This window comes from Streptomyces sp. LE64 (assembly GCF_052606915.1).
On sequence record NZ_CP199708.1, the window covers coordinates 700,577 to 727,464 of the forward strand.

Annotated in this window: 28 protein-coding genes and 7 tRNA genes; 10 read left to right on the forward strand and 25 right to left on the reverse strand. The window is 73.3% G+C overall.

Annotated elements, in window-relative coordinates:
- Window positions 1-109: 109 nt before the first annotated feature.
- From ruvB to pgsA, 10 genes are all read right to left on the reverse strand, one after another.
- Window positions 110-1,201, reverse strand: coding sequence for a Holliday junction branch migration DNA helicase RuvB (ruvB, locus tag ACSMX9_RS03005; protein WP_445399748.1), 1,092 nt, complete (start codon window positions 1,199-1,201; stop codon window positions 110-112).
- 44 nt (window positions 1,202-1,245) lie between these two features.
- Entirely contained in the window at window positions 1,246-1,857 is a 612-nt protein-coding gene (ruvA, locus tag ACSMX9_RS03010; protein ID WP_445399750.1) for a Holliday junction branch migration protein RuvA, read from the reverse strand.
- A complete protein-coding gene (gene ruvC, locus ACSMX9_RS03015; RefSeq protein WP_445402873.1) occupies window positions 1,854-2,399 on the reverse strand; it encodes a crossover junction endodeoxyribonuclease RuvC in 546 nt (181 codons plus the stop codon). Before ruvC ends, ruvA begins: the two co-directional genes overlap by 4 nt.
- 172 nt (window positions 2,400-2,571) lie before the next feature.
- Window positions 2,572-3,324, reverse strand: a complete 753-nt coding sequence (locus tag ACSMX9_RS03020; RefSeq protein ID WP_351240485.1) for a YebC/PmpR family DNA-binding transcriptional regulator — start codon at window positions 3,322-3,324, stop codon at window positions 2,572-2,574.
- A gap of 140 nt (window positions 3,325-3,464) precedes the next feature.
- A complete protein-coding gene (gene pdxT / locus ACSMX9_RS03025; RefSeq protein WP_351240483.1) occupies window positions 3,465-4,112 on the reverse strand; it encodes a pyridoxal 5'-phosphate synthase glutaminase subunit PdxT in 648 nt (215 codons plus the stop codon).
- An 86-nt stretch (window positions 4,113-4,198) separates the two neighbouring features.
- Window positions 4,199-5,047, reverse strand: coding sequence for a pyridoxal 5'-phosphate synthase lyase subunit PdxS (gene pdxS / locus ACSMX9_RS03030; protein WP_445402874.1), 849 nt, complete (start codon window positions 5,045-5,047; stop codon window positions 4,199-4,201).
- Between the two features lie 272 nt (window positions 5,048-5,319).
- Window positions 5,320-5,862, reverse strand: a complete 543-nt coding sequence (locus tag ACSMX9_RS03035; RefSeq protein ID WP_351240479.1) for a hypothetical protein — start codon at window positions 5,860-5,862, stop codon at window positions 5,320-5,322.
- 46 nt (window positions 5,863-5,908) lie between these two features.
- Complete coding sequence (locus ACSMX9_RS03040; protein ID WP_351240477.1) at window positions 5,909-7,069, reverse strand: glycosyltransferase family 4 protein; 1,161 nt, start codon at window positions 7,067-7,069, stop codon at window positions 5,909-5,911.
- Window positions 7,066-7,986 carry a phosphatidylinositol mannoside acyltransferase gene (locus tag ACSMX9_RS03045; RefSeq protein WP_445399752.1) on the reverse strand — a complete coding sequence of 307 codons (921 nt, stop codon included), beginning with the start codon at window positions 7,984-7,986 and terminating at the stop codon, window positions 7,066-7,068. The genes ACSMX9_RS03040 and ACSMX9_RS03045 overlap by 4 nt, the downstream gene beginning before the upstream one ends.
- Complete coding sequence (pgsA, locus tag ACSMX9_RS03050; protein ID WP_445399754.1) at window positions 7,983-8,669, reverse strand: phosphatidylinositol phosphate synthase; 687 nt, start codon at window positions 8,667-8,669, stop codon at window positions 7,983-7,985. The genes ACSMX9_RS03045 and pgsA overlap by 4 nt, the downstream gene beginning before the upstream one ends.
- A gap of 548 nt (window positions 8,670-9,217) precedes the next feature.
- Between pgsA and ACSMX9_RS03055 the strand changes: the two genes are divergently transcribed.
- On the forward strand, window positions 9,218-10,876 hold the full coding sequence (locus ACSMX9_RS03055) for a hypothetical protein (protein ID WP_445399756.1): 1,659 nt from the start codon (window positions 9,218-9,220) through the stop codon (window positions 10,874-10,876).
- Between the two features lie 50 nt (window positions 10,877-10,926).
- Here the strand turns inward: ACSMX9_RS03055 and ACSMX9_RS03060 are convergent, their stop codons facing one another.
- Window positions 10,927-11,487, reverse strand: coding sequence for an HIT family protein (locus ACSMX9_RS03060; RefSeq protein WP_445399758.1), 561 nt, complete (start codon window positions 11,485-11,487; stop codon window positions 10,927-10,929).
- Between the two features lie 49 nt (window positions 11,488-11,536).
- Complete coding sequence (thrS, locus tag ACSMX9_RS03065; RefSeq protein WP_351240467.1) at window positions 11,537-13,513, reverse strand: threonine--tRNA ligase; 1,977 nt, start codon at window positions 13,511-13,513, stop codon at window positions 11,537-11,539.
- Window positions 13,514-13,846: 333 nt separating this feature from the next.
- On the opposite strand from thrS, the gene ACSMX9_RS03070 reads away from it, so the two are divergent.
- Window positions 13,847-14,572, forward strand: a complete 726-nt coding sequence (locus tag ACSMX9_RS03070) for a 3'-5' exonuclease (protein WP_445399760.1) — start codon at window positions 13,847-13,849, stop codon at window positions 14,570-14,572.
- 70 nt (window positions 14,573-14,642) lie between these two features.
- On the opposite strand, the gene ACSMX9_RS03075 is transcribed toward ACSMX9_RS03070, so the two are convergent.
- From ACSMX9_RS03075 to ACSMX9_RS03090, 4 genes are all read right to left on the reverse strand, one after another.
- Window positions 14,643-14,714, reverse strand: a tRNA-Val gene (locus tag ACSMX9_RS03075).
- A 39-nt stretch (window positions 14,715-14,753) separates the two neighbouring features.
- Window positions 14,754-15,245 (reverse strand): SRPBCC family protein, encoded by a 492-nt coding sequence (locus ACSMX9_RS03080; protein WP_445399762.1) that lies wholly within the window; start codon window positions 15,243-15,245, stop codon window positions 14,754-14,756.
- Between the two features lie 238 nt (window positions 15,246-15,483).
- Window positions 15,484-15,555 (reverse strand) — tRNA-Val (locus ACSMX9_RS03085).
- 90 nt (window positions 15,556-15,645) lie between these two features.
- Window positions 15,646-16,089 (reverse strand): TIGR02611 family protein, encoded by a 444-nt coding sequence (locus ACSMX9_RS03090; protein WP_445399764.1) that lies wholly within the window; start codon window positions 16,087-16,089, stop codon window positions 15,646-15,648.
- A gap of 190 nt (window positions 16,090-16,279) precedes the next feature.
- On the opposite strand from ACSMX9_RS03090, the gene ACSMX9_RS03095 reads away from it, so the two are divergent.
- Entirely contained in the window at window positions 16,280-16,693 is a 414-nt protein-coding gene (locus ACSMX9_RS03095; RefSeq protein ID WP_003959770.1) for an SsgA family sporulation/cell division regulator, read from the forward strand.
- 194 nt (window positions 16,694-16,887) lie between these two features.
- Here the strand turns inward: ACSMX9_RS03095 and ACSMX9_RS03100 are convergent, their stop codons facing one another.
- Entirely contained in the window at window positions 16,888-17,169 is a 282-nt protein-coding gene (locus ACSMX9_RS03100) for a hypothetical protein (protein ID WP_445403143.1), read from the reverse strand.
- A gap of 452 nt (window positions 17,170-17,621) precedes the next feature.
- Window positions 17,622-18,077, reverse strand: coding sequence for a hypothetical protein (locus tag ACSMX9_RS03105; RefSeq protein ID WP_445399766.1), 456 nt, complete (start codon window positions 18,075-18,077; stop codon window positions 17,622-17,624).
- Window positions 18,078-18,241: 164 nt separating this feature from the next.
- On the opposite strand from ACSMX9_RS03105, the gene ACSMX9_RS03110 reads away from it, so the two are divergent.
- Window positions 18,242-18,760 (forward strand): DsbA family protein, encoded by a 519-nt coding sequence (locus tag ACSMX9_RS03110; RefSeq protein ID WP_445399768.1) that lies wholly within the window; start codon window positions 18,242-18,244, stop codon window positions 18,758-18,760.
- A gap of 26 nt (window positions 18,761-18,786) precedes the next feature.
- Here ACSMX9_RS03110 and ACSMX9_RS03115 read toward each other — a convergent pair whose 3' ends face one another.
- Genes ACSMX9_RS03115 through ACSMX9_RS03125 form a run of 3 tightly spaced genes read right to left on the reverse strand, consistent with a single transcriptional unit; the run spans window position 18,787 to window position 21,543 of the window.
- Complete coding sequence (locus ACSMX9_RS03115; RefSeq protein ID WP_445399770.1) at window positions 18,787-19,617, reverse strand: GNAT family N-acetyltransferase; 831 nt, start codon at window positions 19,615-19,617, stop codon at window positions 18,787-18,789.
- A gap of 60 nt (window positions 19,618-19,677) precedes the next feature.
- Window positions 19,678-20,496 (reverse strand): aminotransferase class IV, encoded by an 819-nt coding sequence (locus ACSMX9_RS03120; protein ID WP_445399772.1) that lies wholly within the window; start codon window positions 20,494-20,496, stop codon window positions 19,678-19,680.
- Between the two features lie 12 nt (window positions 20,497-20,508).
- A complete protein-coding gene (locus tag ACSMX9_RS03125; protein ID WP_445399774.1) occupies window positions 20,509-21,543 on the reverse strand; it encodes a chorismate-binding protein in 1,035 nt (344 codons plus the stop codon).
- Between the two features lie 144 nt (window positions 21,544-21,687).
- On the opposite strand from ACSMX9_RS03125, the gene ACSMX9_RS03130 reads away from it, so the two are divergent.
- The 5 genes from ACSMX9_RS03130 (at window position 21,688) to ACSMX9_RS03150 (ending at window position 22,173) form a co-directional block, all read left to right on the forward strand.
- A tRNA-Gly gene (locus ACSMX9_RS03130) sits at window positions 21,688-21,760 on the forward strand.
- Window positions 21,761-21,795: 35 nt separating this feature from the next.
- Window positions 21,796-21,869, forward strand: a tRNA-Cys gene (locus ACSMX9_RS03135).
- Window position 21,870: 1 nt separating this feature from the next.
- Window positions 21,871-21,942: transfer RNA gene (locus ACSMX9_RS03140), tRNA-Val, on the forward strand.
- A gap of 23 nt (window positions 21,943-21,965) precedes the next feature.
- Window positions 21,966-22,037 (forward strand) — tRNA-Val (locus tag ACSMX9_RS03145).
- Between the two features lie 64 nt (window positions 22,038-22,101).
- Window positions 22,102-22,173 (forward strand) — tRNA-Val (locus tag ACSMX9_RS03150).
- A 93-nt stretch (window positions 22,174-22,266) separates the two neighbouring features.
- On the opposite strand, the gene ACSMX9_RS03155 is transcribed toward ACSMX9_RS03150, so the two are convergent.
- The 3 genes from ACSMX9_RS03155 to ACSMX9_RS03165 form a co-directional block, all read right to left on the reverse strand.
- A complete protein-coding gene (locus ACSMX9_RS03155) occupies window positions 22,267-22,560 on the reverse strand; it encodes a TFIIB-type zinc ribbon-containing protein (RefSeq protein ID WP_351240449.1) in 294 nt (97 codons plus the stop codon).
- 112 nt (window positions 22,561-22,672) lie between these two features.
- Entirely contained in the window at window positions 22,673-23,635 is a 963-nt protein-coding gene (locus ACSMX9_RS03160) for a phosphotransferase (protein ID WP_445399776.1), read from the reverse strand.
- A 210-nt stretch (window positions 23,636-23,845) separates the two neighbouring features.
- Window positions 23,846-24,052, reverse strand: a complete 207-nt coding sequence (locus tag ACSMX9_RS03165; protein ID WP_351240445.1) for a hypothetical protein — start codon at window positions 24,050-24,052, stop codon at window positions 23,846-23,848.
- Window positions 24,053-24,675: 623 nt separating this feature from the next.
- On the opposite strand from ACSMX9_RS03165, the gene ACSMX9_RS03170 reads away from it, so the two are divergent.
- On the forward strand, window positions 24,676-26,046 hold the full coding sequence (locus ACSMX9_RS03170; RefSeq protein WP_445399778.1) for a protein kinase domain-containing protein: 1,371 nt from the start codon (window positions 24,676-24,678) through the stop codon (window positions 26,044-26,046).
- Here the strand turns inward: ACSMX9_RS03170 and ACSMX9_RS03175 are convergent.
- On the reverse strand, window positions 26,013-26,831 hold the full coding sequence (locus ACSMX9_RS03175; RefSeq protein WP_445399780.1) for a TrmH family RNA methyltransferase: 819 nt from the start codon (window positions 26,829-26,831) through the stop codon (window positions 26,013-26,015). The genes ACSMX9_RS03170 and ACSMX9_RS03175 overlap by 34 nt on opposite strands.
- Between the last annotated feature and the right edge of the window lie 57 nt (window positions 26,832-26,888).

Genomic DNA, 26,888 nt, shown 5'->3' on the forward strand with positions numbered 1-26,888 from the left:
GGGTGGCGCCCCCGACAAGGGGGCATCGGCGGAGTCTAAGCGAGTCCGCATCGTTGGAACAACGCTCAGCATGGCACCGGGGTTCCCGCCCCCGCGAGGACGCGCGCCGTCACGCCCCGAACAGGCCCTGTTGTCCTGATCCGCCCACGAGCCCGCCCGGAGCCTGCTGCGGGGCGGTGAGTCCCAGGTGCGCCCAGGCCGCCGGGGTGGCCACCCGACCACGGGGCGTACGCGCCAGGAGCCCTTCGCGCACCAGGAAGGGCTCGGCGACCTCCTCCACCGTCTCGCGCTCCTCCCCCACCGCCACGGCCAGGGTGGACAGCCCGACCGGGCCGCCGCCGAAGAGCTTGAGCAGCGCCTCCAGCACCGCCCGGTCCAGGCGGTCCAGTCCACGGTCGTCCACCTCGTACACCCGCAGGGCAGCCGCGGCGACCTCCCGGGTGATCGCACCGTCCGCCTTGACCTGGGCGTAGTCGCGCACCCGGCGCAGCAACCGGTTGGCGATGCGCGGGGTGCCCCGGGAGCGTCCGGCGATCTCGGCGGCGCCCTCGGCGTCGAGGGGGACGTCGAGGAGGCCGGCGGAGCGGTGGACGACGCGCTCCAGCTCGGCCGCTCCGTAGAACTCCATGTGCGCGGTGAAGCCGAAGCGGTCGCGCAGCGGCGGCGGGAGCAGACCGGCCCGGGTGGTGGCGCCGACCAGGGTGAAGGGCGGCAGCTCCAGCGGGATCGCGGTGGCGCCGGGTCCCTTGCCGACGATGACGTCGACGCGGAAGTCCTCCATCGCCATGTACAGCATCTCCTCGGCGGGCCGCGACATCCGGTGGATCTCGTCGAGGAACAGGACCTCGCCCTCCTGGAGGGAGGAGAGGATAGAGGCCAGGTCGCCCGCGTGCTGGATGGCGGGGCCGCTGGTGATGCGGATCGGGGCGCCCATCTCTGCGGCGATGATCATGGAGAGGGTGGTCTTGCCGAGGCCGGGGGCGCCGGAGAGCAGGACGTGGTCGGCGGTGGCCCCGCGGGCCCGGGCCGCCCGCAGCACCAGGTCGAGTTGTTCGCGGACCTTCTCCTGGCCGATGAACTCGTCCAGGTCCTTGGGACGCAGGGCGGCCTCCACGGCTTGGTCCTCGCCGTCGGCCGACGGTCCCACCAGCCGGTCCGCCCCGGAAGCAGAGGTCGCGTCGGTCGTGTCGTCCCAGTTCATCAGGTGTGCCTCGGGGGTCGGGGGCGGGCCGGCGCGGGCAGCGCTCAGCGCGCCCGGTTCAGGGTCTGGAGGGCGGCCTTGAGGAGGTGACCCACCGGGGGGACGCCCTCGGCGGCCTCGGCCTGCGGGGTCACGGCCTCCACGGCCGCGTCGGCCTCGCGGGTGGCGTAGCCGAGGCCGATGAGGGCGGTGTGGAGTTGGTCGCGCCAGCCGGGTGCGGCACCGGCGGCCGGCGTCCGGACCTCGGTGCCGACGGGTGCGCCCAGCCGGTCCTTGAGCTCGATCAACAGCTTCTGCGCGCCCTTCTTTCCGATGCCCGGGACCGCGGTGAGCGCCTTCTCGTCCGCCGCGGCGACCGCCCGGCGCAGCGCGTCGGGGCTGTGCACCGCGAGCATCGCCTGGGCGAGTCGGGGACCGACCCCGCTCGCGGTCTGGAGCAGTTCGAAGGTCTGCCGTTCGTCGTCGTCGGCGAAGCCGTAGAGCGTCAGCGAGTCCTCGCGGACCACCAGCGAGGTCGCGATCCGCGCGGGCTGGCCCAGCCGCAGCGCGGAGAGGGTGGCCGGCGCGCACTGGACGGCGATCCCCACGCCGCCGACCTCGACGACGGCCCCATCCGGGTTGAGGGCGGCGATCGGGCCGCTGACGAAGGCGATCATCGGTTGACCTTCCGTGCGAGGGCGTGGGCGCGGCGGGCGGCCTCGTGGGCCTGCTGGAGGCGGTTCGCGGCGGGGGCGCGCCAGATGTGGCAGATGGCGAGGGCGAGGGCGTCGGCGGCGTCGGCGGGCTTGGGCGGGGCGGTGAGCCGGAGGATGCGGGTGACCATGGCTCCGACCTGCGCCTTGTCGGCCCGCCCGCTGCCGGTGACGGCGGCCTTGACCTCGCTGGGGGTGTGCAGGGCGACCGGCAGCCCGCGGCGGGCGGCGCAGAGCACCGCGACGGCGCTGGCCTGCGCGGTGCCCATGACGGTGCTGACGTTGTGCTGGCTGAAGACCCGCTCGACCGCGACGTACGCGGGACGGTGCTCGTCCAGCCACCGCTCCACGCCCTCCTCGACGGCGACCAGGCGGTGGCCGAGGTCCGCGTCGGCGGGGGTGCGGATGACGCCCACGCCGATCATGGCGAGCGGGCGGCCGGCGACGCCCTCGACGACCCCGACGCCGCACCGGGTCAGCCCGGGGTCCACCCCCAGTACGCGCACGCCGTACCGCCTTCCGTCGATCATGTGTTCAGGCAGGCTATCGGGGACCGCTGACAATCGCGGACCGCGACGCGTGCGGCAGCCCGTCGGGGCCGAACGCGTCGACGGGCCGGCGGGGTGCTCCCCCATCGGCCCGTCGACGAGCGGGCTCGCGCGCCCGGTCCGGCACGCGTCAGGCGTCGATCTTCGCCATGACGTCGTCGGAGACGTCGAAGTTGGCGAAGACGTTCTGCACGTCGTCGCTGTCCTCCAGGGCGTCGATCAGCTTGAAGATCTTGCGGGCGCCCTCCTCGTCCAGCTCGACCTGCATGGTCGGGACGAAGTTGGCCTCGGCGGAGTCGTAGTCGATGCCGGCGTCCTGGAGGGCGGTGCGCACGGCGACCAGGTCGGACGCCTCGCTCAGCACCTCGAAGGACTCGCCGAGGTCGTTGACTTCTTCGGCACCCGCGTCGAGGACCGCGCCGAGGACGTCGTCCTCGGTCAGCTCGCCCTTGGGGACGATCACCACGCCCTTGCGGTTGAACAGGTACGACACCGAGCCCGGGTCGGCCATCGAGCCGCCGTTGCGGGTCATCGCCACGCGCACGTCGGAGGCGGCGCGGTTGCGGTTGTCGGTGAGGCACTCGATGAGGACGGCCACGCCGTTGGGACCGTAGCCCTCGTACATGATCGTCTCGTAGTCGGCGCCACCGGCTTCGAGACCGCCGCCGCGCTTGATCGCCGAGTCGATGTTCTTGTTCGGCACCGACTGCTTCTTGGCCTTCTGCACGGCGTCGTACAGCGTCGGGTTGCCGTCGAGGTCGACGCCGCCGAGGCGGGCCGCGACCTCGACGTTCTTGATCAGCTTCGCGAAGAGCTTGCCGCGCTTGGCGTCGATCACGGCCTTCTTGTGCTTCGTCGTGGCCCATTTAGAGTGGCCGGACATCTGCCTGTCTCCTTCGCGTAACACATCTCTTTACGAACGCCAGCGATCCTACAAGGATCGCGCGGCCCGCCGTTCCGTCCGCGGGGAAGACTCCCCGGGGCGTCTGCCCCGACGTTCCGCAGGCCGCGGACGCCGCCGTCTCAGGCCGCGAGGGCGGCCCGTGCCATCGCCACGAAGTGGGCGTGCACCCGGTGGTCGCCGGTCAGCTCGGGGTGGAAGGAGGTGGCGAGCGCGTTCCCCTGCCGGACGGCGACGACATGGCCCCCGTGGGTGGCGAGCACCTCGACCCCGGGGCCGACGGACTCCACCCAGGGCGCCCGGATGAAGACCCCCTCCACCGGTGCACCGGTGATCCCCTCGACGGTCACCGCGGCTTCGAAGGACTCGTTCTGACGGCCGAACGCGTTGCGCCGCACCACCATGTCGATGCCGCCCACGGTCTGTTGACCGGAGCGCGGGTCGAGGATCCGGCCCGCCAGCAGGATCAGCCCCGCGCAGGTCCCGTAGACGGGCATGCCGGCGGCGACCCGGGCCCGCAGGGGTTCCATCAGGCCGAAGAGGACCGCGAGTTTGGAGATGGTGGTGGATTCGCCGCCCGGGATGACCAGGGCGTCCACCCGGGAGAGCTCCTCGGGACGGCGGACCTGGCGGGCCGTGGCCCCGGCCGCGTCCAGGGCGGCCAGGTGTTCGCGCACGTCGCCCTGGAGGGCGAGCACCCCGATCACGGGCGCGGGTCCGTCCGCCACCGGTGCGGCGGGGACGACGGGGGGTGCGGAGGGGGTGGTCATGGCGGGGTGCCCTGTGCCTCACTGCTCGGTGCGGTACGGGGCACGGCGCCACGGGGACGCCGTACCCCGGGGGTCGGGACGCGCGGTCACCAACCGCGGTTGGCGTACCGCTCGGTCTCGGGGAGGGTGTCGCAGTTGATGCCCACCATGGCCTCGCCCAGGTTGCGGGAGGCGTCGGCGATGACCTTCGGGTCGTCGTAGAAGGTGGTGGCGCGGACGATCGCGGCGGCCCGCTTGGCGGGGTCACCGGACTTGAAGATGCCCGAGCCGACGAAGACGCCCTCGGCACCGAGCTGGCGCATCAGCGCGGCGTCCGCGGGGGTGGCGACGCCGCCGGCGGAGAACAGCACCACCGGGAGCTTGCCCAGCTCGGCGACCTCCTTGACCAGCTCGTAGGGCGCCCGCAGGTCCTTGGCGGCGGCGTACAGCTCGTTGTTGTCGTAGCCGCGCAGGCGCGCGATCTCGTTCTTGATCTGCCGCAGGTGGCGCACGGCCTCGACCACGTTGCCGGTGCCCGCCTCGCCCTTGGAGCGGATCATCGCCGCGCCCTCGGCGATCCGGCGCAGCGCCTCGCCCAGGTTGGTGGCCCCGCAGACGAACGGGGTGGTGAAGGCGAACTTGTCCGAGTGGTTGACCTCGTCGGCGGGGGTCAGCACCTCGGACTCGTCGATGTAGTCGACCCCGAGCGCCTGGAGGACCTGCGCCTCGACGAAGTGGCCGATGCGGGACTTGGCCATCACGGGGATGGAGACGGCGTTGATGATGCCCTCGATCATGTCCGGATCGGACATCCGGGCCACGCCGCCGTCCTTGCGGATGTCGGCGGGGACCCGTTCCAGGGCCATGACGGCGACGGCACCCGCGTCCTCGGCGATCTTCGCCTGCTCCGGGGTGACGACGTCCATGATCACCCCGCCCTTGAGCTGCTCCGCCATGCCGCGCTTCACGCGCGCGGTACCGGTGGCGGGGTCGGCCTGGGCGGCCTGGTCGGTGGGGGCAAGCGTGCTGGACACGGAGGACCTCGCTCGGAAGGGTTCGGAAGACTCGCGGAGGAGTCTCGGGGGGTGGAGTTCTGCTGCCCCGAGGAAACCTCCCGGGCTCTTCGAGCGGCAAGGGCCAATGGGGAGCCGGTGGATCGTTTTCCCCCGCTCAGGGGCCCGGTGGATGCCTCCGGTGCCCCTGGTGGCCCCACCGCACCCGGCCACGCTCAGGCGGCGCGGTCGGCCAGGGCGGTCGGTGGCTGGTCGTCCATCTCGAAGGCCAGCGGGAAGGGCGCGTGGCCGGCGAGGCGGAACCAGCGGACCTTGCGGTGCCGGCGCAGTGCCCGGGCGGCCCGCACGGCGTCGTTGTGGAACCGCCGGGCCATCGGCACCCGGCGCACCGCCCGGGCCAGTTCACCGGCGGCCTCCTCGCCACCCGGCGCCTCGCGGACCGCCTCCACCTGAGGGGCCTCGCCGAAGACCGCCCGCAGCGCCTGGCTCAACTCGCTCTCGGCGACCTCCCGCTGCTCCTCCTCCGCCTGCCGGGCCGCGTGGGCCGCCTCGTACAGGACGATGGAGGCCGCCGGGTCCAGGACCCCCGAGGTCGCGAGTTCCTGGGCGACGGAGGCCCGGCGCAGCAGTTCGGCGTCGAGGGCGGCGCGGGCGGCGTCGATACGGGTGTGCAGCCGGTCCAGACGGCCCGCGGTCCAGCTGAGGTAGAGGCCGATGACCAACAGGGCCACCGCGATCCAGATGAATGTCGAGGTCACGGGGGAAGGCTAGCCGTCCGGTGGCCGGCCACCGGACGGCCCGTCCTCAGCTCCCGATGCCGAAGCGGGCGCGCAGCCCGGTGGCCCGTTCGTCGGCGGCGACGGCCGCGGCGCCCGCGGTGACCGTCTCGTACACGGACAGGATGTCCGCACCCACGGTGGACCAGTCGAACTGGCGCACGTGCTTGCTGCCGTGCTCCCGCAGTTCCGTGCGCCGGTCCGGGTCGCCCAACAGGCGCACCGCGGCGTCGGCGAGGGCCTCGGCGTCCTCGTTGGCGAAGAGTTCGCCGGCGCTGCCGTGGTCCAGCACCTGGGCGAACGCGTCGAGGTCGGAGGCGAGCACCGGCGCCCCGGCGGACATGGCCTCGACCAGGATGATCCCGAAGCTCTCGCCGCCGGTGTTGGGCGCCACGTACAGGTCGACGCTGCGCAGCAGCCGGGCCTTCTCCTCGTCGCTGACCATGCCGAGGAACTCGACCCGGGAGCGGAATTCGGCGGGCAGCGGGGCGAGGGCCTCCTCGGTGTCCCCCCGGCCGGCGATCAACAGCCGGGCGTCCGGCCGCTCGGCGAAGATCCGCGGCAGGGCCCGCATCAGCACCGGGAGGCCCTTGCGGGGCTCGTCGATCCGTCCGATGAAGCCGAGGGTGTCGCCCTGCCACTCGGGGCGGGGCTCGGCCCGGGCGAAGAAGTCGACGTCGACGCCGTTGGGGATGACGACCGCGTCGCCCCCCAGGTGCTCGACCAGGGTCCGGCGGGCGTACTCGCTGACCGCGATGCGGGCGCTGATCTTCTCCAGGGCCGCCTGGAGGATGGCGTAGGCGGCGATCATCGCCCGGGAGCGCGGGTTGGAGGTGTGGAAGGTCGCCACGATGGGCCCCTGGGCGGCCCAGCAGGTCAGCAGGCCGAGCGAGGGCGAGGCGGGTTCGTGGATGTGGATGACGTCGAAGGTGCCCTCGTGCAGCCAGCGGCGGACCCGGGCGGCGGAGAGGAAGCCGAAGTTCAGGCGGGCCACCGAGCCGTTGTACGGAACGGGAACGGCGCGGCCGGCGGAGACCACGTACGGCGGCAGCGGGGTGTCGTCGTCGGCGGGTGCCAGGACGGACACCTGGTGGCCGAGCCCGATCAGGTGCTCGGCGAGGTCCCGGATGTGGAACTGCACGCCGCCGGGGACGTCCCAGGAGTACGGGCAGACGATGCCGATCCTCATGCCGTCCCTCCCCCGGGTGCGCCGGCTGCGGGGGCGAGGTCCGCGAGCCACAGCCGCTGGAGCATGTGCCAGTCCTCCGGATGGTCGGCGATGCCCGAGGCGAAGGCGTCCGCCAGGGCCTGTGTCATGACGGACGTCTTCTCGGCGCGGGTGCCTGACACGGGCACCTCGACGGGCGGGTGGACCCGGCCGTGCATCGTCGTGTCGCCGTACCAGAGGGTCGCCGGCATCAGCAGGGCGCCGGTCTGCTGGGCGAGCAGCGCCGGTCCGGCGGGCATCCGGGCCGTCTCGCCGAAGAAGTCGACCTCGATGCCGGATGCGGACAGGTCGCGGTCGGCCACCAGGCAGACCAGGCCGCCGGCGCGCAGACGGCGGGCGAGGACACCGAAGGCGGCACCGCCGTCGTGCGGAAGCACCTCCATGCCGAGGCCCTCCCGGTAGGCGACGAAGCGGTCGTACAGGGTCTCCGGCTTGAGGCGCTCGGCGACGGTGGTGAACGGGGTCTTCAGCGCGGTGGTGACCCACGCCCCGGCGAGGTCCCAGTTGGCGAGGTGCGGCAGCGCCAGGACGACGCCCCGGCCGGCGGCGAGGGCGTCGGTGACGCGGTGGATGTCCGCTATCGCGCATCCGGCGCTCACCCGCTGCTCGCTCCAGGTGGGCAGCCGGAAGGACTCCATCCAGTAGCGCAGGTAGGACCGCATGCCGGCGCGGGACAACGCGGCCAGCCGTTCGGGGCCGGCGTCCGGCACCACGCGGGCCAGGTTGGCCTCCAGCCGCAGCACCGCAGGGCCGCGTCGCCGCCACGCCAGGTCGGCGAGGGTGCGGCCGAGGCGGGTGGCCACCGGTTCCGGCAGCCGCTTCACGGTGGCCCACCCGGTGCCGTACAGGGCGTCGCTGAGGCGGTCGCCGAAGCTCATCCGGCGTTCTCACCGCCGAGCGCGCCCCGCCCGCTGGGCGGGTTCGGCTGGCCGGCGTCGGCCTCCGCGGCCTCGCGACGGACGGTGACCACCCGCTGGACGAGCGTGACGAGGCTGCCCAGGGCGACGATCCACAGGGCGACGGGCAGCAGGACGTCGATGCCGGGGACGCCGAAGGCGTGCAGTCCGGCGAGGCCGGCGGCCACCAGCGAGACCACGAGCCGTTCGGCCCGCTCGACGAGGCCGTTGACGGCGACCGGCAGACCGATGGACTCGCCGCGGGCCTTGGTGTAGGAGACGACCTGGCCGCTGGCCAGGCAGAAGATCGACACCGCGCACAGGACGTCGTTGTCGCCCTGCCCCGCGTACCAGAGGGCGAACCCGCCGAAGATCGCCCCGTCGGCGACCCGGTCCAGGGTCGAGTCGAGGAAGGCTCCCCAGCGGCTGGAGCGACCGAGCTGACGGGCCATGTTGCCGTCCACCAGGTCCGAGAAGACGAACAGGGTGATGACGACGGTGCCCCAGAAGAACTCGCCCCGGGGGAAGAAGGCCAGCGCGCCGACCACCACTCCGGCGGTTCCGATCAGGGTGACCGTGTCGGGGCTCACCCCGCGGCGGATCAGAAACGCGGCGAACGGCGTGAGGACACGCGTGAAGAATGCACGCGCGTACTTGTTCAGCATGGCCTTCCCGGATGTTCGGTGGATCGGGCGGCCCTGATGACCACCGGCTGGCCCATGGTAGCCACGCTCGGCCCGATGCTCCCCCGGGGCGCCGTGCGCCCCGGACGCCGCGTCCGACGGACGGACGTGCAGGAGGAGGGGTGGCGGGGGCGGTCCGGGGGTGCCGCGGGCCTCCCCGGAGCCGGCTCCCTGCGCCGCGGGCCCCTCAAGCCGTCCGCGGGGCGCGCCCCGCGGACGGGCGTCCCGGATGCCGGGCCGAGCGTGCGGAACGGGGTCCGAGCTGGGCGTCCGTGAGCATGCGCCGGCGCGGGCCGGGGCGCGTCGGTACAGCCGGCCGCTCCCCGCACCGGGTGGCCTTTTCCCGTCCCCTGACGGATGCGCACCCCGGCGGATACGCTGAGTCCTGATCGGGTCGCGGTGTGCGTCACCTGCCGCGACCGCGACGGACGGGACGCCCGCTCCGCTCGTCGGTCTGATCAACAGGCGTGCGGGGTAGGCAAGTCGGGAAGCCGCAGCAGCGACAACGCGGCGAAGGAGGGGGTTCCGCGGTGGCGGAGGGTTTCGATTTCACTCCGGGGGCTCAGGTTCCGCTCTCGGGCTCGTCGGGGCAGACCGCGGCCACCACGGCGCTCGCCTCGGCCGCGTACCGGGACGGCCCGTTGGAGGACATCAAACAGGCCGATAACGACTGGTACCAGTCCGGCATCAGCGGGGGCCGCAAGTGGGCCACCCTGTTCACCCCGAACCTCGGTGAGGCGTTCTCCCGGGCGATCCAGGTGCGGATGCTCGGTGGTGGGCGCGCACCGCTCATCCAGTCCTTCGGGATCGATCCGCAGTCGGTGGTGGAGCACGCCCTCGCGGCGAGCCGCATCCGCAAGCACCGCGACAGTTGGCTGACCGCGATCATGGCGCTGTGCGGGCTGGTGTTCCTGCCAGGCCTGCTCGGCTGGCTGTTGGTGTTCCAACTGCGCAAGTGGGCCAACGGGGCCGGCGACAAGCGGGCCTCGACCCTGAGCACCGCCCTGCTGGTCGGGGTGTGCCTGTTCGCCGCCCTCCTGCTGCTGCGGCTGCCGTTCACCGGCTTCTGGCCCTGGTACGCGCGGGCCGCGATCGTGGTCCCGGTCATCGGCTGGGTGTGGGCCAAGCGGATCTGCGAGCGCACGGCGCACGACCTGCGCGCCCGCTGGGACGGTCTGCTGTCCGGGGGCGGGGTCGGGGCGAAGGTCCCCGAGTCGGTGCCCACCCACCCGGGCCAGGGCGCGGCCGAGGCGCTGCGGCAGGGGTTGGCCAGGCTCGGCGCCGAGCAGCAGTCCAATTCCATCTTCTACGCGGGGCCCAAGGGCATCCTCGGCATGGGCACCCGTTGGGGCAGTTGGCAGCTCGCGGAGGAGTTGGTGTCCCGCGAGCCGGGCAAGGAGATCCATCCCTTCCGCAGCTGGGACGTCATCCGGGCGATCCACGACCAGCTGAAGATGCTGACCCGCGGTCCCCTGCACACCGGCGGCTTCCCGACCCCGTCCATACGCCACTGGATCGTGACCCCGGTCGGCGAGGGCGCCAAGGGCGTGTCCCGGCCCAGCGGTTCGGACGTGGACGCGTACCAGATCAAGCAGCACGAGATACAGCGGATCTGCAACGAGCAGCAGTTCGGCAGCGGTGACCGGCACTACCTGGGCGTGCAGTTCGTGCTCTGGGACGGCCAGTTGGTGATCACGATGATGATCACCGTGACCGTGCTCCACGAGACCCTGCGCATCGAGGTCACCGGGTACGCCCTGGGACCGGTGCACGGGCTGTTCACCACCAAGTCGTCACCGCGGACGAAGTCCGTGTCGAAGGCGATCAGGTTCTGGGAGAGCCGGACGGTGACCCTGCCGTTGATCGAGTCGGACGAGGTGGTGCGGTTGGCCGTACGGGCCCCGTTCACCTGGTACCCGCCGCTGCTGGACTGGCTCGGCGGCAAGCTGTCGCTTCCGGAGCCCTTCGGACTGCGGCACGCCTGGGCGGCGGCGCCGTGGCGGCACCGCTTCATGGCGGACGACGCGCTGCGCGCGGCCACCCCGGTGCTGCGGGTGGTGCACAAGGCGGCGTTGAAGGTCCTGGAGGAGAACGGCGTCGACACCACTTCGTTCGGGTCCCGCTCGTCCTCGCTCTCCGGTGCCGTGCAGGACGCCGCTCCGCGCAAGGCCGACCTCTACGACGCCTGACCCCGGGCCGGACCGTTCCCCGGTGCACGGGGAACGGCGGCCGGGCCGGCTCAGGCGGGCCAGGCGTCCGCCAGGAGGGCCCGGGTGTCGGCAAGGAGTTGGGGCATCACCTTGGTGTGACCGACGACGGGCATGAAGTTGGTGTCGCCGCCCCAGCGGGGCACCACGTGCTGGTGCAGGTGGGCGGCGATGCCCGCACCGGCCACGGTCCCCTGGTTCATGCCGATGTTGAAGCCGTGCGCCCCGGAGGCCGCCCTCAGGGCCGTCATCAGCCGCTGGGTGAAGTCCGCGAGCTCCAGCGTCTCGCCCCGGTCCAACTCGGTGTAGTCGGCGACGTGCCGGTAGGGCACGGCCATCGCGTGGCCGCCGGTGTACGGGTACAGGTTCAGCACCGCGTAGACCAGTTCGCCCCGGGCGATGACCAGCCCGTCCTCGTCCGATTTCGTCGGGATGGTGCAGAACGGACAACCGTCGTCCACTCCGGGGCCGGTCGGCTTGTTCTCTCCCTGGATGTACGCCATCCGGTGGGGGGTCCACAGCCGCTGGAACGCGTCGGGGACGCCCACTCCGATCTGCTGCTCCGGCTCACTCGTCGTCATGCTGTGCAGCATAAGACCCCCGGGAGGGCGATCCTCCCGGGGGCCGTGGGCCGGACGTCGATCAGACCTGGGTGCGGTCCGCGACGACCTGTTCGATCTTGGCCAGGGCGTCGGCCACCGGGATGCCGTTCTCCTGCGAGCCGTCGCGGTAGCGGAAGGACACCGCACCGTTGGCCATGTCCTCGTCGCCCGCGATGATCATGAACGGCACCTTCTGCCGCTGCGCGTTGCGGATCTTCTTCTGCATCCGGTCCGAGGAGGAGTCGACCTCCACGCGCAGCCCCCGGCGACGGGCCTGCCGGGCGAAGTCCTCCAGGTACGGCACGTGTGCGTCCCCGATCGGGATGCCGGTGGCCTGCACGGGCGCGAGCCACGCCGGGAAGGCGCCCGCGTAGTGCTCCAGGAGCACCGCGAAGAACCGTTCGATCGAGCCGAACAGGGCCCGGTGGATCATGACCGGACGCTGCTTGGACCCGTCGGGGCCGGTGTACTCCAGGTCGAAGCGCTCGGGCAGGTTGAAGTCGAGCTGCACCGTCGACATCTGCCAGGTGCGGCCGATGGCGTCCTTGGCCTGTACCGAGATCTTGGGCCCGTAGAAGGCGGCGCCGCCCGGGTCGGGGACCAGCGGCAGCCCCTGCTTCTCCGCCACCTTGCGCAGCGTCTCGGTGGCCTCCTCCCACACCTCGTCGGAGCCGACGTACTTCTCCGGGTCCTTGGTGGAGAGCTCCAGGTAGAAGTCGGTGAGCCCGTAGTCGCGCAGCAGGCCCAGCACGAAGGTCAGGGTCGAGTCCAGCTCGTCCGCCATCTGCTCCTTGGTGCAGTAGATGTGCGCGTCGTCCTGGGTGAAGCCGCGGGCCCGGGTGAGACCGTGCACCACGCCGGACTTCTCGTAGCGGTACACGGTCCCGAACTCGAACAGGCGCAGCGGCAGCTCGCGGTAGGAGCGCCCGCGCGCGTCGAAGATCAGGTTGTGCATCGGGCAGTTCATGGGCTTCAGGTAGTAGTCCACGCCCTCGTCGAGCTGCATGGGCGGGTACATGCCGTCGGCGTACCAGTCGAGGTGCCCGGAGGTCTCGAAGAGCTTCCCCTTGGTGGCGTGCGGGGTGTAGACGAACTCGTACCCCTCCTCCTCGTGGCGGCGCCGGGAGTAGTCCTCCATGACCCGGCGGACGATGCCGCCCTTGGGGTGGAAGACGGCGAGGCCGGAGCCGATCTGCTCGGGGATCGAGAAGAGGTCCAGCTCGTTGCCGAGCTTGCGGTGGTCACGCTTCTCGGCCTCGGCGAGGAAGTCGAGGTGTGCCTTGAGCTCCTCCTTGGACGGCCAAGCGGTGCCGTAGATGCGCTGGAGCATCGGGTTCTTCTCGCTGCCGCGCCAGTACGCGGCGGCGTTGCGCATCAGCTTGAACGCGGGGATGTTCCGGGTGGTGGGCAGGTGGGGGCCCCGGCAGAGGTCCTTCCAGCACAGGTCGCCGGTCTTGGCGTCCAGGTTGTCGTAGATCGTCAGCTCGCCGGCGCCGACCTCGACGTCCGCACCGTCCTCGTGGGAGGCCGCGCCCTTCAGACCGATGAGCTCCAGCTTGTACGGTTCGTCCGCCAGCTCCTCGCGGGCCGCCTCGTCGCTGACCACCCGGCGGGAGAAGCGCTGGCCCCGCTTCTGGATCTCCTGCATCTTCTTCTCGATGGCCTTGAGGTCCTCGGGGGTGAACGGCTTCTCGACGTCGAAGTCGTAGTAGAAGCCGTCCCGCACCGGCGGGCCGATGCCGAGCTTCGCCTCGGGGAAGAGCTCCTGCACGGCCTGGGCCATGACGTGCGCGGTGGAGTGGCGCAGGATGTCCAGGCCGTCCTCGGAGGCGATGTCGACGGGCTCGACGGACTCGCCGTCCCGCACCGCGTACGCCAGGTCCTTCAGCTCGCCGTCCACCCGGGCCGCGACCACCGCGCGCTCGCCCGGGAAGAGCTCGGCAGCGGTGGTGCCCGTCGTCACCGTGCGCTCTTCCCGCTCGGAATCGCGTTGGATGATCACACGGACGTCTGACACCGGTCTCTCCTGCCTGAAGGTGGGGCGCTCCGGTCGATGGGAGGCGCTCCCCGGATCGTACCGAGCCGGGGCCGCCCCTCGCGAAACGGCTACCGCCCGCGACGCTCCGCGCACGCCCCGGCGGTCCGGCCCCCGCCGGGTCCCGGGGCGCCCGCGGGTGGGCGGGGTGCGCCGGGGCGCGTCCGCTGCGCCCCCGGTGGTCCCGGTCCGTCGTCGAACTTCCGTATCCGTGGCGGACCTTGCCGGGCCCGGGTGTGCTCCCGGCCCGCCCGGGTATCACCCGGGCAAGCAGGGCGAGTTCAACTGCCGGGGGCGACGGAGGAGTTGGGTGACATGATGCTCTGGTACGAAGGCCCGCTGACCGCCTTCGGCACCGAGACCACCGGTCCGGACGTCGAGTCCGACCGGATCGTCTCGGCCGCCGTGGTCTGCCAGGACGCGCCCGGCGGACGCCCCCGGGTGACCCGCTGGCTGGTGAACCCGGGGGTGCCGATACCCGCCCGGGCGACGGCGGTGCACGGCCTGACCGACGAGCAGGTGGCGCTGACCGGGCGCTGGCCCTCGCCCGTGGTGGAGGAGATCGCCCGGGCCCTCGGCGAGCAGGGGGCGGCGGGCCGTCCGGTGGTGGTGATGAACGCGCCGTTCGCCCTGACGCTGTTGGACCGCGAGGTGCGGCGGCACCGGGCGACCCCGCTCGGGCAGTACCTGGAGACCGCCCCCCTGCGGGTCCTCGACCCCTGGGTGTTGGACCGGCACTTCGACCGCTACCGCAAGGGCGACCGGACCCTGACCGACCTCTGCGCCCACTACGACGTGGAACCGGTCCCGGCCCACGAGGCGGCGACGGACGCGCTGGCCGCACTGGAGGTGGTGCGCGCACTGGGCCGCCGGTTCGCGTCCCGCCTCGACCGGCTCACCCCGGCCGAGCTGCACACGCTGCAAGCGGTCTGGCACGCCGCGCAGGCCCGCGGCCTCCACACCTGGTACGCCCGCACGGGGACCGAGGAGGCGGTGGACCCGGCCTGGCCACTGCGTCCGGAGCTCCCGACCGCGGTGTGACGCCACCGGCCCGAACCTGCGGGCAACGCGAAGGACCGGCCCGCCGAACGGCGGACCGGTCCTCTCCGGGTGGGCGATACTGGGTTCGAACCAGTGACCTCTTCGGTGTGAACGAAGCGCTCTCCCACTGAGCTAATCGCCCGGGAACGGACTGAACCATACAGGTCCCCGGTCGGTTCGTTCAAACCGTTCCGCGCTCGCCCCCGGACCGGCGCCCCGGACCCCGCTCGGCGGCCAGCAGGGCGCGGAGGCCGCGCCCTCCGCCGCGCATCATCCAGCGGTGGTTCAGCCGGAAGAAGGGGCGCCCCGGCACCGCCAGCCGGCGCATCGCGGGCCGCCGCACGTCGACCACCTGGTCGAACAGCACCCGGGTGCCGGCCCCCCGGGCCACCAGGGTCCACCGGGCCCAGCCCTCCAGGTCACCCCCCAGGTCGACCTCCAGGACCCCGGGGGCCGGCGGGCCGGGGGCCTGGGACACGGTGACGGTCAGCGTGTAGGGGAGGAGGGAGCGGAACCGCGCCTCACCAGTGCGCCCGTCGGGAGCGGGAACCACCGCGCGGACCTGGCGCCACCAGCGGGGGTACTCCTCGGCCCGTTGCAGGACGGCGAGGACTGCCGCGGGCGGCCCGGGCAGGTCCCAACGGCTGTGGAAGCGGTAACGGCACCAGTCCATGGAGGCAGTGTGCCCGCCGGGAGGCCCCCTCCGCGGCGGGCGCGCGGCGCGTCGGGGCCACGGGCCGCGAGGCGGGGGCGAACTGATCCCCGGTCAGAATCCCGGCGAACGAACGGAGTTCCCGAAGGGAATTCACCGAAAGCGTGAACGCCGAATTCAACGGGGCCGCCGCCGGGGAAGAAACACGCCAAAAAGCCCGTGACCCGGAGGCTTTGGGCCTCCGGGTCACGGTCCGGGGTGGGCGATACTGGGTTCGAACCAGTGACCTCTTCGGTGTGAACGAAGCGCTCTCCCACTGAGCTAATCGCCCGGGCACACGGAGAACATTACCCCATGTCAGCTGGTGCCCCGACCACCGCCCGCCGGGCCGTCGCGACGGCCCGTTGACGCGCCGGCCGCCTCACTCGCCGACCTTCCACGGCAGGGTCAGCCCGTACTGCCACAGATAGACGGCCGACAGGACACCCACGATGGTCAGACCCAGCGCCGTGAGGATCATGTTCCGGCGTCGCACCTTGGGATCGAGGGCACGCTGTGCCGCCTCGGTGACCTTGCGTTTCGTCCAGCGGAGCACCAGTTGCGCCCAGACGAACTCGGTCCCCCAGATCGCCATGCCGGCGAAGATCACCAACCACCCGGGGCCGGGCAGCACCAGCATCGCGACGCCCGCGCCGACCACGGCGAGACCCACCACGAACACGCCGACCTGCCAGCTCAGGTGCAGCACCCTGCGCCGCTGGATGTACTCCGGAGCCCGCGAACCCAGCGGGCGCTCCGGCTGCTCGTCGTCTGCTTCGTCGACCGCCAAGGCCGCCTTCCCCATTCCGTCACTCCCCGTATTCATGTGGACAAACGTACCTGAAGGATTCTGGTCACCGGAATGGTCCCGTGGTACCAACAATGACTCCGCCGTACGGGGTACCTAAAGACACGCAAAACGCTCAGAGGGGTTTACAACGGCACCGTAGGTGGCATGTCGATTTCGCCGACGTGCGAATCCCCGAGCGCACACTGAGCGAAAGGCCATGGCGCTTATGAACACCACGGTCAGCTGCGAGCTGCACCTGCGCCTCGTTGTGTCGAGCGAGTCCTCACTGCCTGTTCCCGCGGGACTGCGGTATGACACGGCCGATCCCTACGCCGTGCACGCCACCTTTCACACCGGAGCCGAGGAGACCGTCGAGTGGGTTTTCGCCCGCGACCTCCTCGCCGAGGGCCTGCACCGGCCCACCGGCACCGGAGACGTCCGTGTCTGGCCGTCCCGGAGCCACGGTCAGGGCGTGGTCTGCATCGCTCTGAGCTCCCCCGAGGGCGAGGCCCTGCTCGAAGCCCCGGCGCGGGCGCTGGAATCGTTCCTCAAGCGGACGGACGCCGCCGTACCCCCGGGTACGGAGCACCGGCACTTCGATCTCGACACCGAGCTGTCCCACATCCTGGCCGAGAGCTAGGACCTCCGGACCGACACGACACGAGGGAGCGCAGGACGGAGCCACCCGAACGAGCCCGCCGCCGTCCGACTCGGGGAGACGGCGCGGGCCCGGCAGTGCCGGGTGGATCCGCACGGACGGCGTCACCGCGCGGCGTAACGCGCGGTGACGCCGTCCGCGTGCGGGGTGCGACGGGGGCACGGCCCCGGAGGCGGTCAGCGGCCCAGCAGGAACAGGTCGTGGACCGCCCCCATCATCAGCAGGGTGCCGATCACCGTGAGGAAGATCATGAGCGGGGGTTGGGAGAGGGCGAACAGACACCCCCGGGCCTCCGGCGAGGGGCCCTGTGGCGCCGCCCCGGCCGCGGTGCGGGGCTGACCCCCGACCGGGTCGGCCCCGGGGGCCTGAGGGCCCGCTGGGGCCTGTGTGGCCCCTGGTGCGGAAGCGGTCGCCGCGGCCCCGGCCGGGGCGGACGACGACTTCGGGGAATCGGTCACCCGGGGTGACCGAGCGGGTTCGCTCCGGGGCGCCGGGCGGGCATGGACGCGCCGGACCCCGGGCGGGGTCGGCGGCGCGCTGCCCGGGGAGGCCGCGGTGGCGGCGCGCCCCGGGGCGTGGGCGCGCCGGTTCCGCGCCCGGTGGGCGGCGGCGCGCATCGCGTGGACGGGGGGAGTTGGGTGTTTCCTGGTGGCGCCGTTGTCCAGGGGGGCCTGGCCGGCCCCGTCCGTCGTGCGTGCGACGGGCGGGTCGGAACGGGCGGCACCGTGGTGCGTGGTGTCGAGCATCTCCCGCAGATGATGACCCATCGCCGAGCTGTGGCGCGGTCAACACGCCCGTATTGGACGGGAGTTCACCGGATTCTGTGTCACATCTTGAGACGGCCTGGTAATGGGACGGTGACCTGTGCAGGAGGCGTGTTCGGCGGTTCTGGTGAATGTCGGGAGATGGCTCAGATGCCGTGCTTCTTGAGGATGGCCTCGATGTCGCTGAAGTCGTCGCCACCGCCCGCCGCCGGTGCGGACTTCTTCTTCCGGGAGGTGAGGGAGGGCCGCCCGGTCGCGGGCGTGGCGGCACCCGGCGCCACCGCGTCCCGCCCGGCGCCACTGCCGGCCGCCGGCCGGTCCTCGGCTCCCTTGTCCTTGTCCCCGCCCCGGCGGCGCTCCACGAGCCGGGTGGTCATGAACAGCGCCCACGCCACCCCGAGCACGCCGAACCCGGCCCACTTGGCCGGGCTGAACACGAGGTCCGAGATCCACTGGACGGCTCCGGTCATGACCAGGCCGAGCGGCACCAGTGCGTACGCGGCGGTGCGGGCCGCCGCGAGGAAGCGCTTGCGGTAGGCGGTGACCGCCGCGATGCCCAGGCCCGCCACGGCCACGGCGGAACACACGGTCTCGGCAATCATTCCGACCTCCAGTTGATCTGTGGAACGGTTCCCCCCGTCCATCCTGCCCCGGGTCGTGGCCCCGGGGCCACGACCCGGGGCCACCTCTCAGGGAGAACTCCGGGTCCCGCCTCCTCCCCAGGTCCCGGCCCGGGCCGCCCGGGCTGAGCTGCGAGACTGACCCCATGAGCGACTCGACCGCCCCGTCCGCGCCCCGCCCCGTCCTGCTCGACGTGTGGTGCGAACTCCAGTGCCCCGACTGCCACACCGCGCTGGACGACGTCCGCGCGCTGCGCGCCCGCTACGGCGACCGGCTGGAGGTGCGGCTGCGCCACTTCCCGCTCCCCAAGCACCCGCACGCCTTCGCCGCGGCCCAGGCCGCGGAGGAGGCCGCCGCGCAGGGACGGGGATGGCCGTACGTCGAGGCCGTCCTCGCGCGGACCGCGGAACTGGACCGGCGGGGCGAGGCACTGCTCCTCGCGGTCGCCGCGGAACTCGGCCTCGACACGGAGGAGTTCGACACCGCGCTCATCGACGGGCGGCACATCCTGACCGTCGACGCCGACCAGGCCGAGGGCAAGGCGATCGGGGTGACGGGCACCCCCACGTACGTCGTCGACGGCCGGCGCCTCGACGGGGGCAAGAGCCAGGAGGGGCTGCGGGAACGCGTCGAGGGGATCGTGGACGGGCTCCTCGCCGACTGAACCGCCGGCGGTGCCGGGTCGCCCGCTCACACCAGCGGCTTGTACAGGTGGTGGGCGACCGGCCGGTACCCCAGGGACTCGTACAACCGCAGCGCCGGGGTGTTGCCCGCGAAGACGTTGAGGCCGAGCCTGGTGTGGCCGGCGTCCAGGGCGATCCGTTCGGCGTGTCGCATCAGGGTCCGGCCGTGGCCCTCGCCCCGGCGTTCCGGTGCGACCTCGACGTCGAGGACGAAGGCCCCGTCGTCGGACGGCGCCGAGGTGGTCACCCAGATCGTGCCGACCGTGGCGCCGTCGTGCTCCAGGACGCCGAACGCCGCGCCGGGGGTGGCCGGCCCCTCGGGCAGCAGCCGTGCCCAGTCGTGGGCGACCTTGGCCCGCGCCTGGGGCTCCGGCACTCCCCGCTCCGTCCACTCGGCGAGGTAGGCGGCGCCGGCCGCCTCCCGCCAGGGACCGTACTCGGCCGGTTCCATCGGCCGCGCGGTCGAGCCGGGCGGCGGCGCGGGGACGAGGTCCAGCCGCTTGGTCAGGTGCCGGCTGCGCTCGGTGTACCCGAGGGCGTGGGCGAGGCGGAGCGCCACCGCGGCGTCCGCCGGGACGGACGCCTGGAGCTGCTGGCAGTCCCACCCCCGGGCGACCTCCTCGGCGGCGAGGGCGGCCACCGTGCCCCGGCCCCGGCCCCGCTCCGGCTCGTCGACGTGCAGTGCGCGCACCTGGGCGACCCGGGGGCCGAAGCCCTCGTGGGTGGCGAGGTGGATCTCGCCGACGGGACGGCTGTTGACGCAGATCCGGAAGGTGCGGGAACGCCCCCCGTCGGCCTGCTGCTGGAGCGGCCCGACCGGCCGCAGGGTGGTGGTCACCCCCTGATGTCTACCCACCGGCCCCGCCCCAGTCATCCGGATTCCGGCCGCGCCGGGCGCTCAGGGATCCAGGTCGGCCGCGGACCGCTCGGCGAAGATCCGCACCGCCTTGGCGGTGACGGGTCCGGGCGCCGGCAGTTCGCGGTCGTCGACCCGGTGGACGGCCTGGACGTCCCGCAGGGTCGAGGTGAGGAAGATCTCCTCGGCGCGGTCGAGGACGTCCAGTGGCAGATCGGTCTCCCGGGCCCCGGTCCACTCGACGGCGAGGGCCCGGGTGACTCCGGCGAGGCAGCCGGAGGCGATCGGCGGGGTGTGGACCTCTCCGTCGAGGACGACGAAGACGTTGGATCCGGTGCCCTCGCACAGCGACCCCGTCGTGTTGGCGAACAGCGCCTCGGTGGCGCCCCGTTCCCGGGCCCGGGCCAGGGCGACCACGTTCTCCGCGTACGAGGTGGTCTTCAAGCCGGCCAGGGCCCCGCGCTCGTTGCGGGTCCAGGGCACGGTGATCACCGCCGTGGTGGGGGCGGGCGGCGGGACGGGCCCCAGGGCGACGACGAGGGTCGGCGGATTGTCCCCCCGGTCGGAGCCGAGCGGGCAGACGCCTCCGGTGTAGGTGACGCGCAGCCGACCGCGCGCCGTCGGGTTGGCCTCCAGGACCGCCCGGCAGGCCCGGCGCACCTCGTCGAGGTCGGGCTCGGGCAGGGCGAGGCCGCGGGCGGAGCGGGCGAGGCGGTCCAGGTGGCGGGTGAGGGCGAAGGCCCGCCCGTCGACGGTCTTCATGGTCTCGAAGATCCCGTCGCCGACCGTCAGCCCGTGGTCGAACACGGAGACCTGCGCGGAGGCGGCGTCGCGCAGTCCGCCGTCGAGCCAGAGTTTCACGTGGAGCCCTCTCTACGGTTCGGTGGCGACGGGGTCGCCCGAGGCCACGGCGAGCAGCCGGGCGGCCTTCAGTTCGGTCTCGTGCCACTCGCGTTCGGGGTCCGAGCCCCAGGTGATGCCGGCGCCGGTGCCGAAGCGCAGCAGGCCGGCGGCGCGGTCGAGCCAGAAGGTGCGGATGCCCACGGCCAGTTCGCCGGTGCCCCGGTCGGCGTCGACCCAGCCGATGCCGCCGCAGTAGGGGCCGCGCGGCGCGGTCTCCAACGCCTCGATGATCCGCAGCGCGCTGGACTTGGGCGCCCCGGTGACGGAACCGGGGGGGAAGGCGGCGGCGAGCAGGTCGCCCCAGCCCGCGTCGGGCAGCAGTTCACCGCCCACGGTGGAGACGAGGTGGACGAGCCCGGGGTGCTTCTCGACGGCGCACAGGTCCGGGACGGTGACCGAGCCGGTGGTGCAGACCCGGCCGAGGTCGTTGCGGACCAGGTCGACGATCATCACGTTCTCGGCGAAGTCCTTCTCCAGCAGGTCGGCCTCGGTGCGCCCGGTGCCCTTGATCGGTCCGGACTCGACGGTGCGGCCGTGCCGGCGCAGGAAGAGCTCGGGCGAGGCGGTGGCGACCTCCACCCCGTGCTCGGGGAGCCGGATCGTTCCGGCGTACGGGGCGGGGTTGCCCCGGGCGAGCAGCGCGGTCAGGGCGTCGACGTCGGCGTCGGGAGCGATCGGGGCGGACAGCACCCGGCACAGGTTCGCCTGGTACACCTCGCCCGCGGCTATGCGCTCGCGTATCCGGCGCACGCCCCGGGTGTACGCGGCGCGGTCGAGCGAGGACAGCCAGTCGCCGGGGGCGGGGCCCCGCCAGGCGCCGGGGACCGGCGCGGGAACCGGCGCCGGTCGCACCTCGGCGAAGCGCGCGCACACCGTGCGCCCCTCGAAGTCGGCGCACACGGCCCAGAAGCCGCTGCCGTCCAGCGCGGCGACGTCGCTGGTCACGTCGCGCAGGCCGGTGGCGAGGCGGCCACCGAAGCGGGCCAGGGGAGGAAGGGTGCGCACGGCTGCGAGTCTAGGCGGGGGACCGTGCCCGGCGCCCCGGCACGGCCCGGTCCAGCACGCTGCGTAAACGCGTTTTTGAGGTTCCCCGGGAATCCGCTAGAGTTCAACACGTCGCCGGGACGCGCAAGCGGACCGAAACGACAGGCGGACGTAGCTCAGTTGGTAGAGCGCAACCTTGCCAAGGTTGAGGTCGCGAGTTCGAGCCTCGTCGTCCGCTCAGGAGCGGGGAGTTCCCAGAGCACCCCGCGCCCTGGTGGAGTGGCCGAGAGGCGAGGCAACGGCCTGCAAAGCCGTCTACACGGGTTCAAATCCCGTCTCCACCTCCATGGACGATTAGCTCAGCGGGAGAGCGCTTCCCTGACACGGAAGAGGTCACTGGTTCAATCCCAGTATCGTCCACTGGACCCGATCTTCGGGTACCCGCGCGATTAGCTCAGCGGGAGAGCGCTTCCCTGACACGGAAGAGGTCACTGGTTCAATCCCAGTATCGCGCACGCAGCACCCGGTGGATCCGGGCGACCCGAGAGGGAGTGCCCTGGTAGCCTGCCGGAACGTCCCGCGCGATTAGCTCAGCGGGAGAGCGCTTCCCTGACACGGAAGAGGTCACTGGTTCAATCCCAGTATCGCGCACCGCACCCCGGCCCCCGGTCGTCCTCGACGCCGGGGGCCGGGTCGTTCCCGAACGGTGTGCGCCGACCCCGGTGGCGGGGGCGGCGCATGCGCTCACGAGGAGAACAGCATCCGGCCGAAGCCGCGGTTCCGGTGGCCGTGACCGTGGTGGCCGTGCTGGCCGTGGCCGCCGTGCGGGGCGCCCCAGGCCGGCGCGGGCGGGGCGGCGGGGTAGCCCTGCGGCGCGGGCGGGGGCGGCGCGGGCTGCGTCCACTGGGACTCCAACCGGGTCAGCGCCTCCAGCTCGCCGTAGTCCAGGAATATCCCGCGGCAGCCGGAGCACTGCTCGATCTGGACGCCGTTCCGGTTGTACGTGCTCATGACCGCGTGGCATTTCGGACACTGCATGGGCGGGTTCAACTCCTCGTCGTTCACTACCGCTTCACCGGGCCGCTGCCCGGCTTCCGTTCCCCTGCACCTTACTTCGCTTCCGTTCCCGCCAACTCCCCCGGTCGACAGCTCATTCGACGGCGGACGGAACGCCCATCCGGTCACAGGCCGTGATCACCGCCCACTCGTCGGGGTCCGGGCCCCGGCCCTCGCGCCGGGCGCGCACGACGGCGAGGGCGGCCGTCTGCACGGTCAGCGCCCGGGCGACCGGGTCCAGCGCGGGCCAGGGGTCGCCCGTCGCCGGGACGGCCGGGCCGCCCGCCGCCCGGTACGCGCCCAGGAAGCGGTCCCACTCGGCGGGGCCGAGGAGGCCGCAGGCGTACCAGGCGGCCGGGCGGGCCAGGTCCCAGACCGCCGGACCGACCCCGAGGTCGTCCACGTCGATCAGCCGCCACGGGCCGTCCGGTGCCGGGGCCCGGACCAGCTGGCCGAGGTGGAGGTCTCCGTGGCAGAGGGTGTCCGTACGCGGGGCGGGCGTCTCGTCACGCGCCCAGCGGGGCAGGGTCAGCCAGGCCCGTTCCACCGCCGCGGCGGCCGGTGCCGAGGCCCGGGCCGCCGGGGTGCCCGGCGCCGCGGCGCGCATCCGCCGGACCGCCCGGGCGGCCTTCGCCGGCCCCCGCATCGGCGGCAGCGGCCCGGGCAGCCGCGCCACGTCGACGCGGTGCAGCCGGGCCAGCAGTTCCCCGGCCTCCGCCCAGGGGGCGCGGTCGGGGGCGTGCGGGTCGACGGGGGTGCCGTACGGCCAGAGGCTGACCGGACGGCCGTCCGGCAGGGCGGCCTGGGCGCGGCCCAGCGGAGGCAGCAGGACCTCGGCGAGCAGCGAATGGGCCGCCACCGCGAGCCGGGCGGCCAGGCCGTCGGGGTCCGTCTCACCGGCGTGCGCCTTGGCGACCACCGCCCCGTGCCGGACGACGACGCCGTCGTCCCGCTCGGCGAGCACCCGCCCCGCCTCCACGCAGGCGCAGGGGCCGTCCGGACGGTGCACGGCCGTCCGGGCCCTGACGCGCAGCCCCCGCACCACCGCACCGCTCATCGACGCCCCGCCCCTGTCCGTCGTGGAACGGCCGGGACGGCCGTTCCCGCCCAGCCTACGAGCTCGGGCCCGGGGCCCGGACACGGCAAAGTGCCCGCGCAACCTCCCCAGGTTGCGCGGGCCTTGTGCCGTCCGTCGCACCCCCGTCCCCACGGGGTTTCATGGTCGGATGTCCCCGCCCGGACCGCTCTTCCGGGCCCGGGGCGCCGCTCAGCGCCCCAGCACCTCGACCACGGACGACGCTTGGGTGACCACCGCCTCCCAGCCGCCGAAGACGACTACGAGCAGGGCCGCCAGGGGAAGCACCATGGCCGTGGCCACCAAGGGGTGGCGCCGACCGGACCGGCCGCCGTCGAACGCCGCGTACAACCGGCGTCCTCGTGCACGGATCATCGTCCGGGTGGCCGTGTCCGCCATGGTCCCTCTCCTGGATCGGTTCGTGTGCGGGCCGGGTGTGCCCGCGCCACCGTCTGTGGCCGCGGCGGGCGCTTGACCTCGGGGGACGAGTACCGCACCCGCCGCTTGACGACCAATCTACGGCGCGGGTTCCCTCGGGGGCGTCATGCCCTCGTACCGGTTCCTGGCCTCCGCAAGGATGACCGCGCCCCGGACGCGTACTCCCCTGGGTGGAGACGGCGCCCCCGGTCTCGGGGTCTTCCCCGAAGGGACGGGGAGCCGTGGGCCCGGTACCGCGCCCGTACCCGGGCCGGGGTGACTTCGCTCACTTCCCCGTGACCGGCACCGGCCCGCGTGCCGGTGGACCGGACCGCTCCCCCGAGGCGTCCGGGCCGCCGGTGCCGGGTGCGGACCCCTGCCGCGGCGGCCGGGGAACGCCCCTCCGCCGTCGCGCCAATCCCCTTGGCGATCCGTGCGGTTGGATCCGTCCGCAGCCGGAATCCGCCGGAAAGCGGCGGTCCCTGACCGCCCCTCACCACGCCTGCGCAGCGCCGTCAACCGATCGGATCGGGAGGGCGCGGCCTCTGCGCGCTCCGGGCCCGGTGTACGTAAGCTGTGCTCGTCAACCGGACCGGGCAGCGGGGATGAACATGGCGATGATGCGCCTGAGGCGTGAGGACCCGCGCGTGGTCGGCTCGTTCAGGCTGCACCGCCGGCTCGGGGCCGGTGGCATGGGCGTCGTCTACCTGGGGTCCGACCGCCGTGGCCAACGGGTCGCGTTGAAGGTCATCCGGCCGGACCTCGCCGAGGACCAGGAGTTCCGTCAGCGGTTCGCCCGCGAGGTGTCGGCGGCCCGCCGCATCCGCGGGGGCTGTACCGCCCGGTTGGTCGCCGCCGACCTGGAGGCCGACCGTCCCTGGTTCGCCACCCAGTACGTCCCCGGCCCCTCCCTGCACGACCGGGTCGCCGACGGGGGCCCGCTCCCCGCGGCCGACGTCGCGGCGGTGGGGGCCGCGCTCTCCGAGGGGCTCGTCGCGGTCCACGAGGCAGGTGTGGTGCACCGGGACCTGAAGCCGTCCAACATCCTGCTCTCCCCCAAGGGACCGCGGATCATCGACTTCGGCATCGCCTGGGCGACCGGTGCGAGCACCCTGACCCATGTGGGCACCGCGGTCGGCTCCCCCGGGTTCCTGGCGCCGGAACAGGTGCGGGGAGTCGCGGTCACCCCGGCCACCGACGTGTTCGCGCTCGGCGCCACGCTCGCCTACGCCGCCACCTCCGACTCCCCCTTCGGGCACGGCAGTTCGGAGGTGATGCTGTACCGCGTGGTGCACGAGGAACCGCAGCTGCACGGGGTGCCCGACGCCCTGGCTCCGCTGGTGCGGGCCTGTCTGGCGAAGGACCCGGAGGAGCGGCCCAGCACCCTCCAACTCTCGCTGCGGCTCAAGGAGATCGCGGCGCGCGAGGCCCAGGGGTTGACCGACCCGCGTCCCCCCGTCCCGCGCGGGGAGCCGGACCGGCCCTCCGGGGGGCTCGCGGCGGAGTACGCGGCACAGCGCACCCAGCGGCGTTCCCCGGGCACTCCCCCGCCCCGGTCCTCCTCCGCGCGGCCGTCGCGCGGTTCCGGTTCCGCCCGGCGCTCCGGTGCGGTCGGTCCGACGCGCGGCGGGCAGTCCTCCGGGACGGGCCGCAGCGGAGGTCGGGACTCCCGGGCGACCGGCGGTTCGCGCGGCGGCCGGCCCGCCCGGTCCGGCACCCGCCCGCTGCCCCGGAAGGGGCAGCCCCGTCCGCGGCCGACCGGGACCGGGCGTCGCCCGGCGAACCCCCGGTTGTTGCGGCAGCGGCTGATCGTGTTCGTGGTCGTGACCCTGCTGGTGGCCTTGGGCATCGCCGCCGCCCAGGGCTGCCAGGGCCCCTCCCGGGGCGCCGGGGAGGTTCGGCCCCCGGCGGGGGCGACGGCCGCCGCCCCGCCGGACCCGGCTCAGTCGACGGGGCGCCCCGAGGTCACCGCGTAGAAGGCGACGGCCGCCGCGGCGCCGACGTTGAGCGAATCCACTCCGTGGGCCATCGGGATACGCACCCGCTCGTCGGCGGCGCGCAGCGCCCGGGGGGACAGTCCGGTCCCCTCCGCGCCCAGCATCAGGGCCACCCGCTCCCTGCGGTGCGGGGCCGCCGTGTCCAGGGTGACGGCCGTGGCGTCGGGGGTCAGCGCGAGCAGGTCGAAGCCGGCTTCGCGGACGGTCTCCAGGGCGTGCGGCCACGGCTCCAGCCGGGCGTAGGGCACGGAGAACACGGCGCCCATCGAGACCTTCACCGAGCGGCGGTACAGCGGGTCGGCGCAGTCCGGGGAGAGCAGCACGGCATCCATGCCCAGGGCGGCGGCGGAGCGGAAGATCGCACCGATGTTGGTGTGGTCGTTCACGGACTCCATGACCACCACCCGGCGGGCGGTGGACAGCAGGTGCCCCGCGCTCGGCAGCGGGGTGCGGGCCATCGAGGCGAGCGCGCCGCGGTGGACGTGGTAGCCGGTGACCCGCTCGGCCAGTTCGGGGGTGACCGCGTAGACGGGTGCGGGGAATTCGTCGATCACGTCCCGCATGGCATCGACCCATTTGGACGACAGCAGCATCGACCGCATCGCGTAGCCGGCGTCCAGCGCCCGGCGGATGACCTTCTCGCCCTCGGCGATGAAGAGCCCCTCGGCGGGTTCGCGGCGCCGGCGCAACTCGACGTCGGTGAGCGCGGTGTAGTCGCGCAGACGGGGGTCGTCGGCGTCCTCGACGGTGATCAGTTCGGCCACGGGGTGGTGCCGCCTTGTCGGTGTGGTGCGGGTGGGGGTGCGGGCCGGTGGGGGCCG

Bases quoted from the DNA above. Each gene is read 5' to 3' on its own strand.
- ruvB (WP_445399748.1), bottom strand. From the start codon at position 1,201: ATGAACTGGGACGACACGACCGACGCGACCTCTGCTTCCGGGGCGGAC.
- ruvA (WP_445399750.1), bottom strand. From the start codon at position 1,857: ATGATCGCCTTCGTCAGCGGCCCGATCGCCGCCCTCAACCCGGATGGG.
- ACSMX9_RS03020 (WP_351240485.1), bottom strand. From the start codon at position 3,324: ATGTCCGGCCACTCTAAATGGGCCACGACGAAGCACAAGAAGGCCGTG.
- pdxT (WP_351240483.1), bottom strand. From the start codon at position 4,112: ATGACCACCCCCTCCGCACCCCCCGTCGTCCCCGCCGCACCGGTGGCG.
- pdxS (WP_445402874.1), bottom strand. From the start codon at position 5,047: ATGGCGGAGCAGCTCAAGGGCGGGGTGATCATGGACGTCGTCACCCCG.
- ACSMX9_RS03040 (WP_351240477.1), bottom strand. From the start codon at position 7,069: ATGAGGATCGGCATCGTCTGCCCGTACTCCTGGGACGTCCCCGGCGGC.
- ACSMX9_RS03045 (WP_445399752.1), bottom strand. From the start codon at position 7,986: ATGAGCTTCGGCGACCGCCTCAGCGACGCCCTGTACGGCACCGGGTGG.
- pgsA (WP_445399754.1), bottom strand. From the start codon at position 8,669: ATGCTGAACAAGTACGCGCGTGCATTCTTCACGCGTGTCCTCACGCCG.
- ACSMX9_RS03060 (WP_445399758.1), bottom strand. From the start codon at position 11,487: ATGCTGCACAGCATGACGACGAGTGAGCCGGAGCAGCAGATCGGAGTG.
- ACSMX9_RS03070 (WP_445399760.1), top strand. From the start codon at position 13,847: ATGATGCTCTGGTACGAAGGCCCGCTGACCGCCTTCGGCACCGAGACC.
- ACSMX9_RS03080 (WP_445399762.1), bottom strand. From the start codon at position 15,245: ATGGACTGGTGCCGTTACCGCTTCCACAGCCGTTGGGACCTGCCCGGG.
- ACSMX9_RS03090 (WP_445399764.1), bottom strand. From the start codon at position 16,089: ATGAATACGGGGAGTGACGGAATGGGGAAGGCGGCCTTGGCGGTCGAC.
- ACSMX9_RS03095 (WP_003959770.1), top strand. From the start codon at position 16,280: ATGAACACCACGGTCAGCTGCGAGCTGCACCTGCGCCTCGTTGTGTCG.
- ACSMX9_RS03105 (WP_445399766.1), bottom strand. From the start codon at position 18,077: ATGATTGCCGAGACCGTGTGTTCCGCCGTGGCCGTGGCGGGCCTGGGC.
- ACSMX9_RS03110 (WP_445399768.1), top strand. From the start codon at position 18,242: ATGAGCGACTCGACCGCCCCGTCCGCGCCCCGCCCCGTCCTGCTCGAC.
- ACSMX9_RS03155 (WP_351240449.1), bottom strand. From the start codon at position 22,560: ATGCAGTGTCCGAAATGCCACGCGGTCATGAGCACGTACAACCGGAAC.
- ACSMX9_RS03160 (WP_445399776.1), bottom strand. From the start codon at position 23,635: ATGAGCGGTGCGGTGGTGCGGGGGCTGCGCGTCAGGGCCCGGACGGCC.
- ACSMX9_RS03165 (WP_351240445.1), bottom strand. From the start codon at position 24,052: ATGGCGGACACGGCCACCCGGACGATGATCCGTGCACGAGGACGCCGG.
- ACSMX9_RS03170 (WP_445399778.1), top strand. From the start codon at position 24,676: ATGAACATGGCGATGATGCGCCTGAGGCGTGAGGACCCGCGCGTGGTC.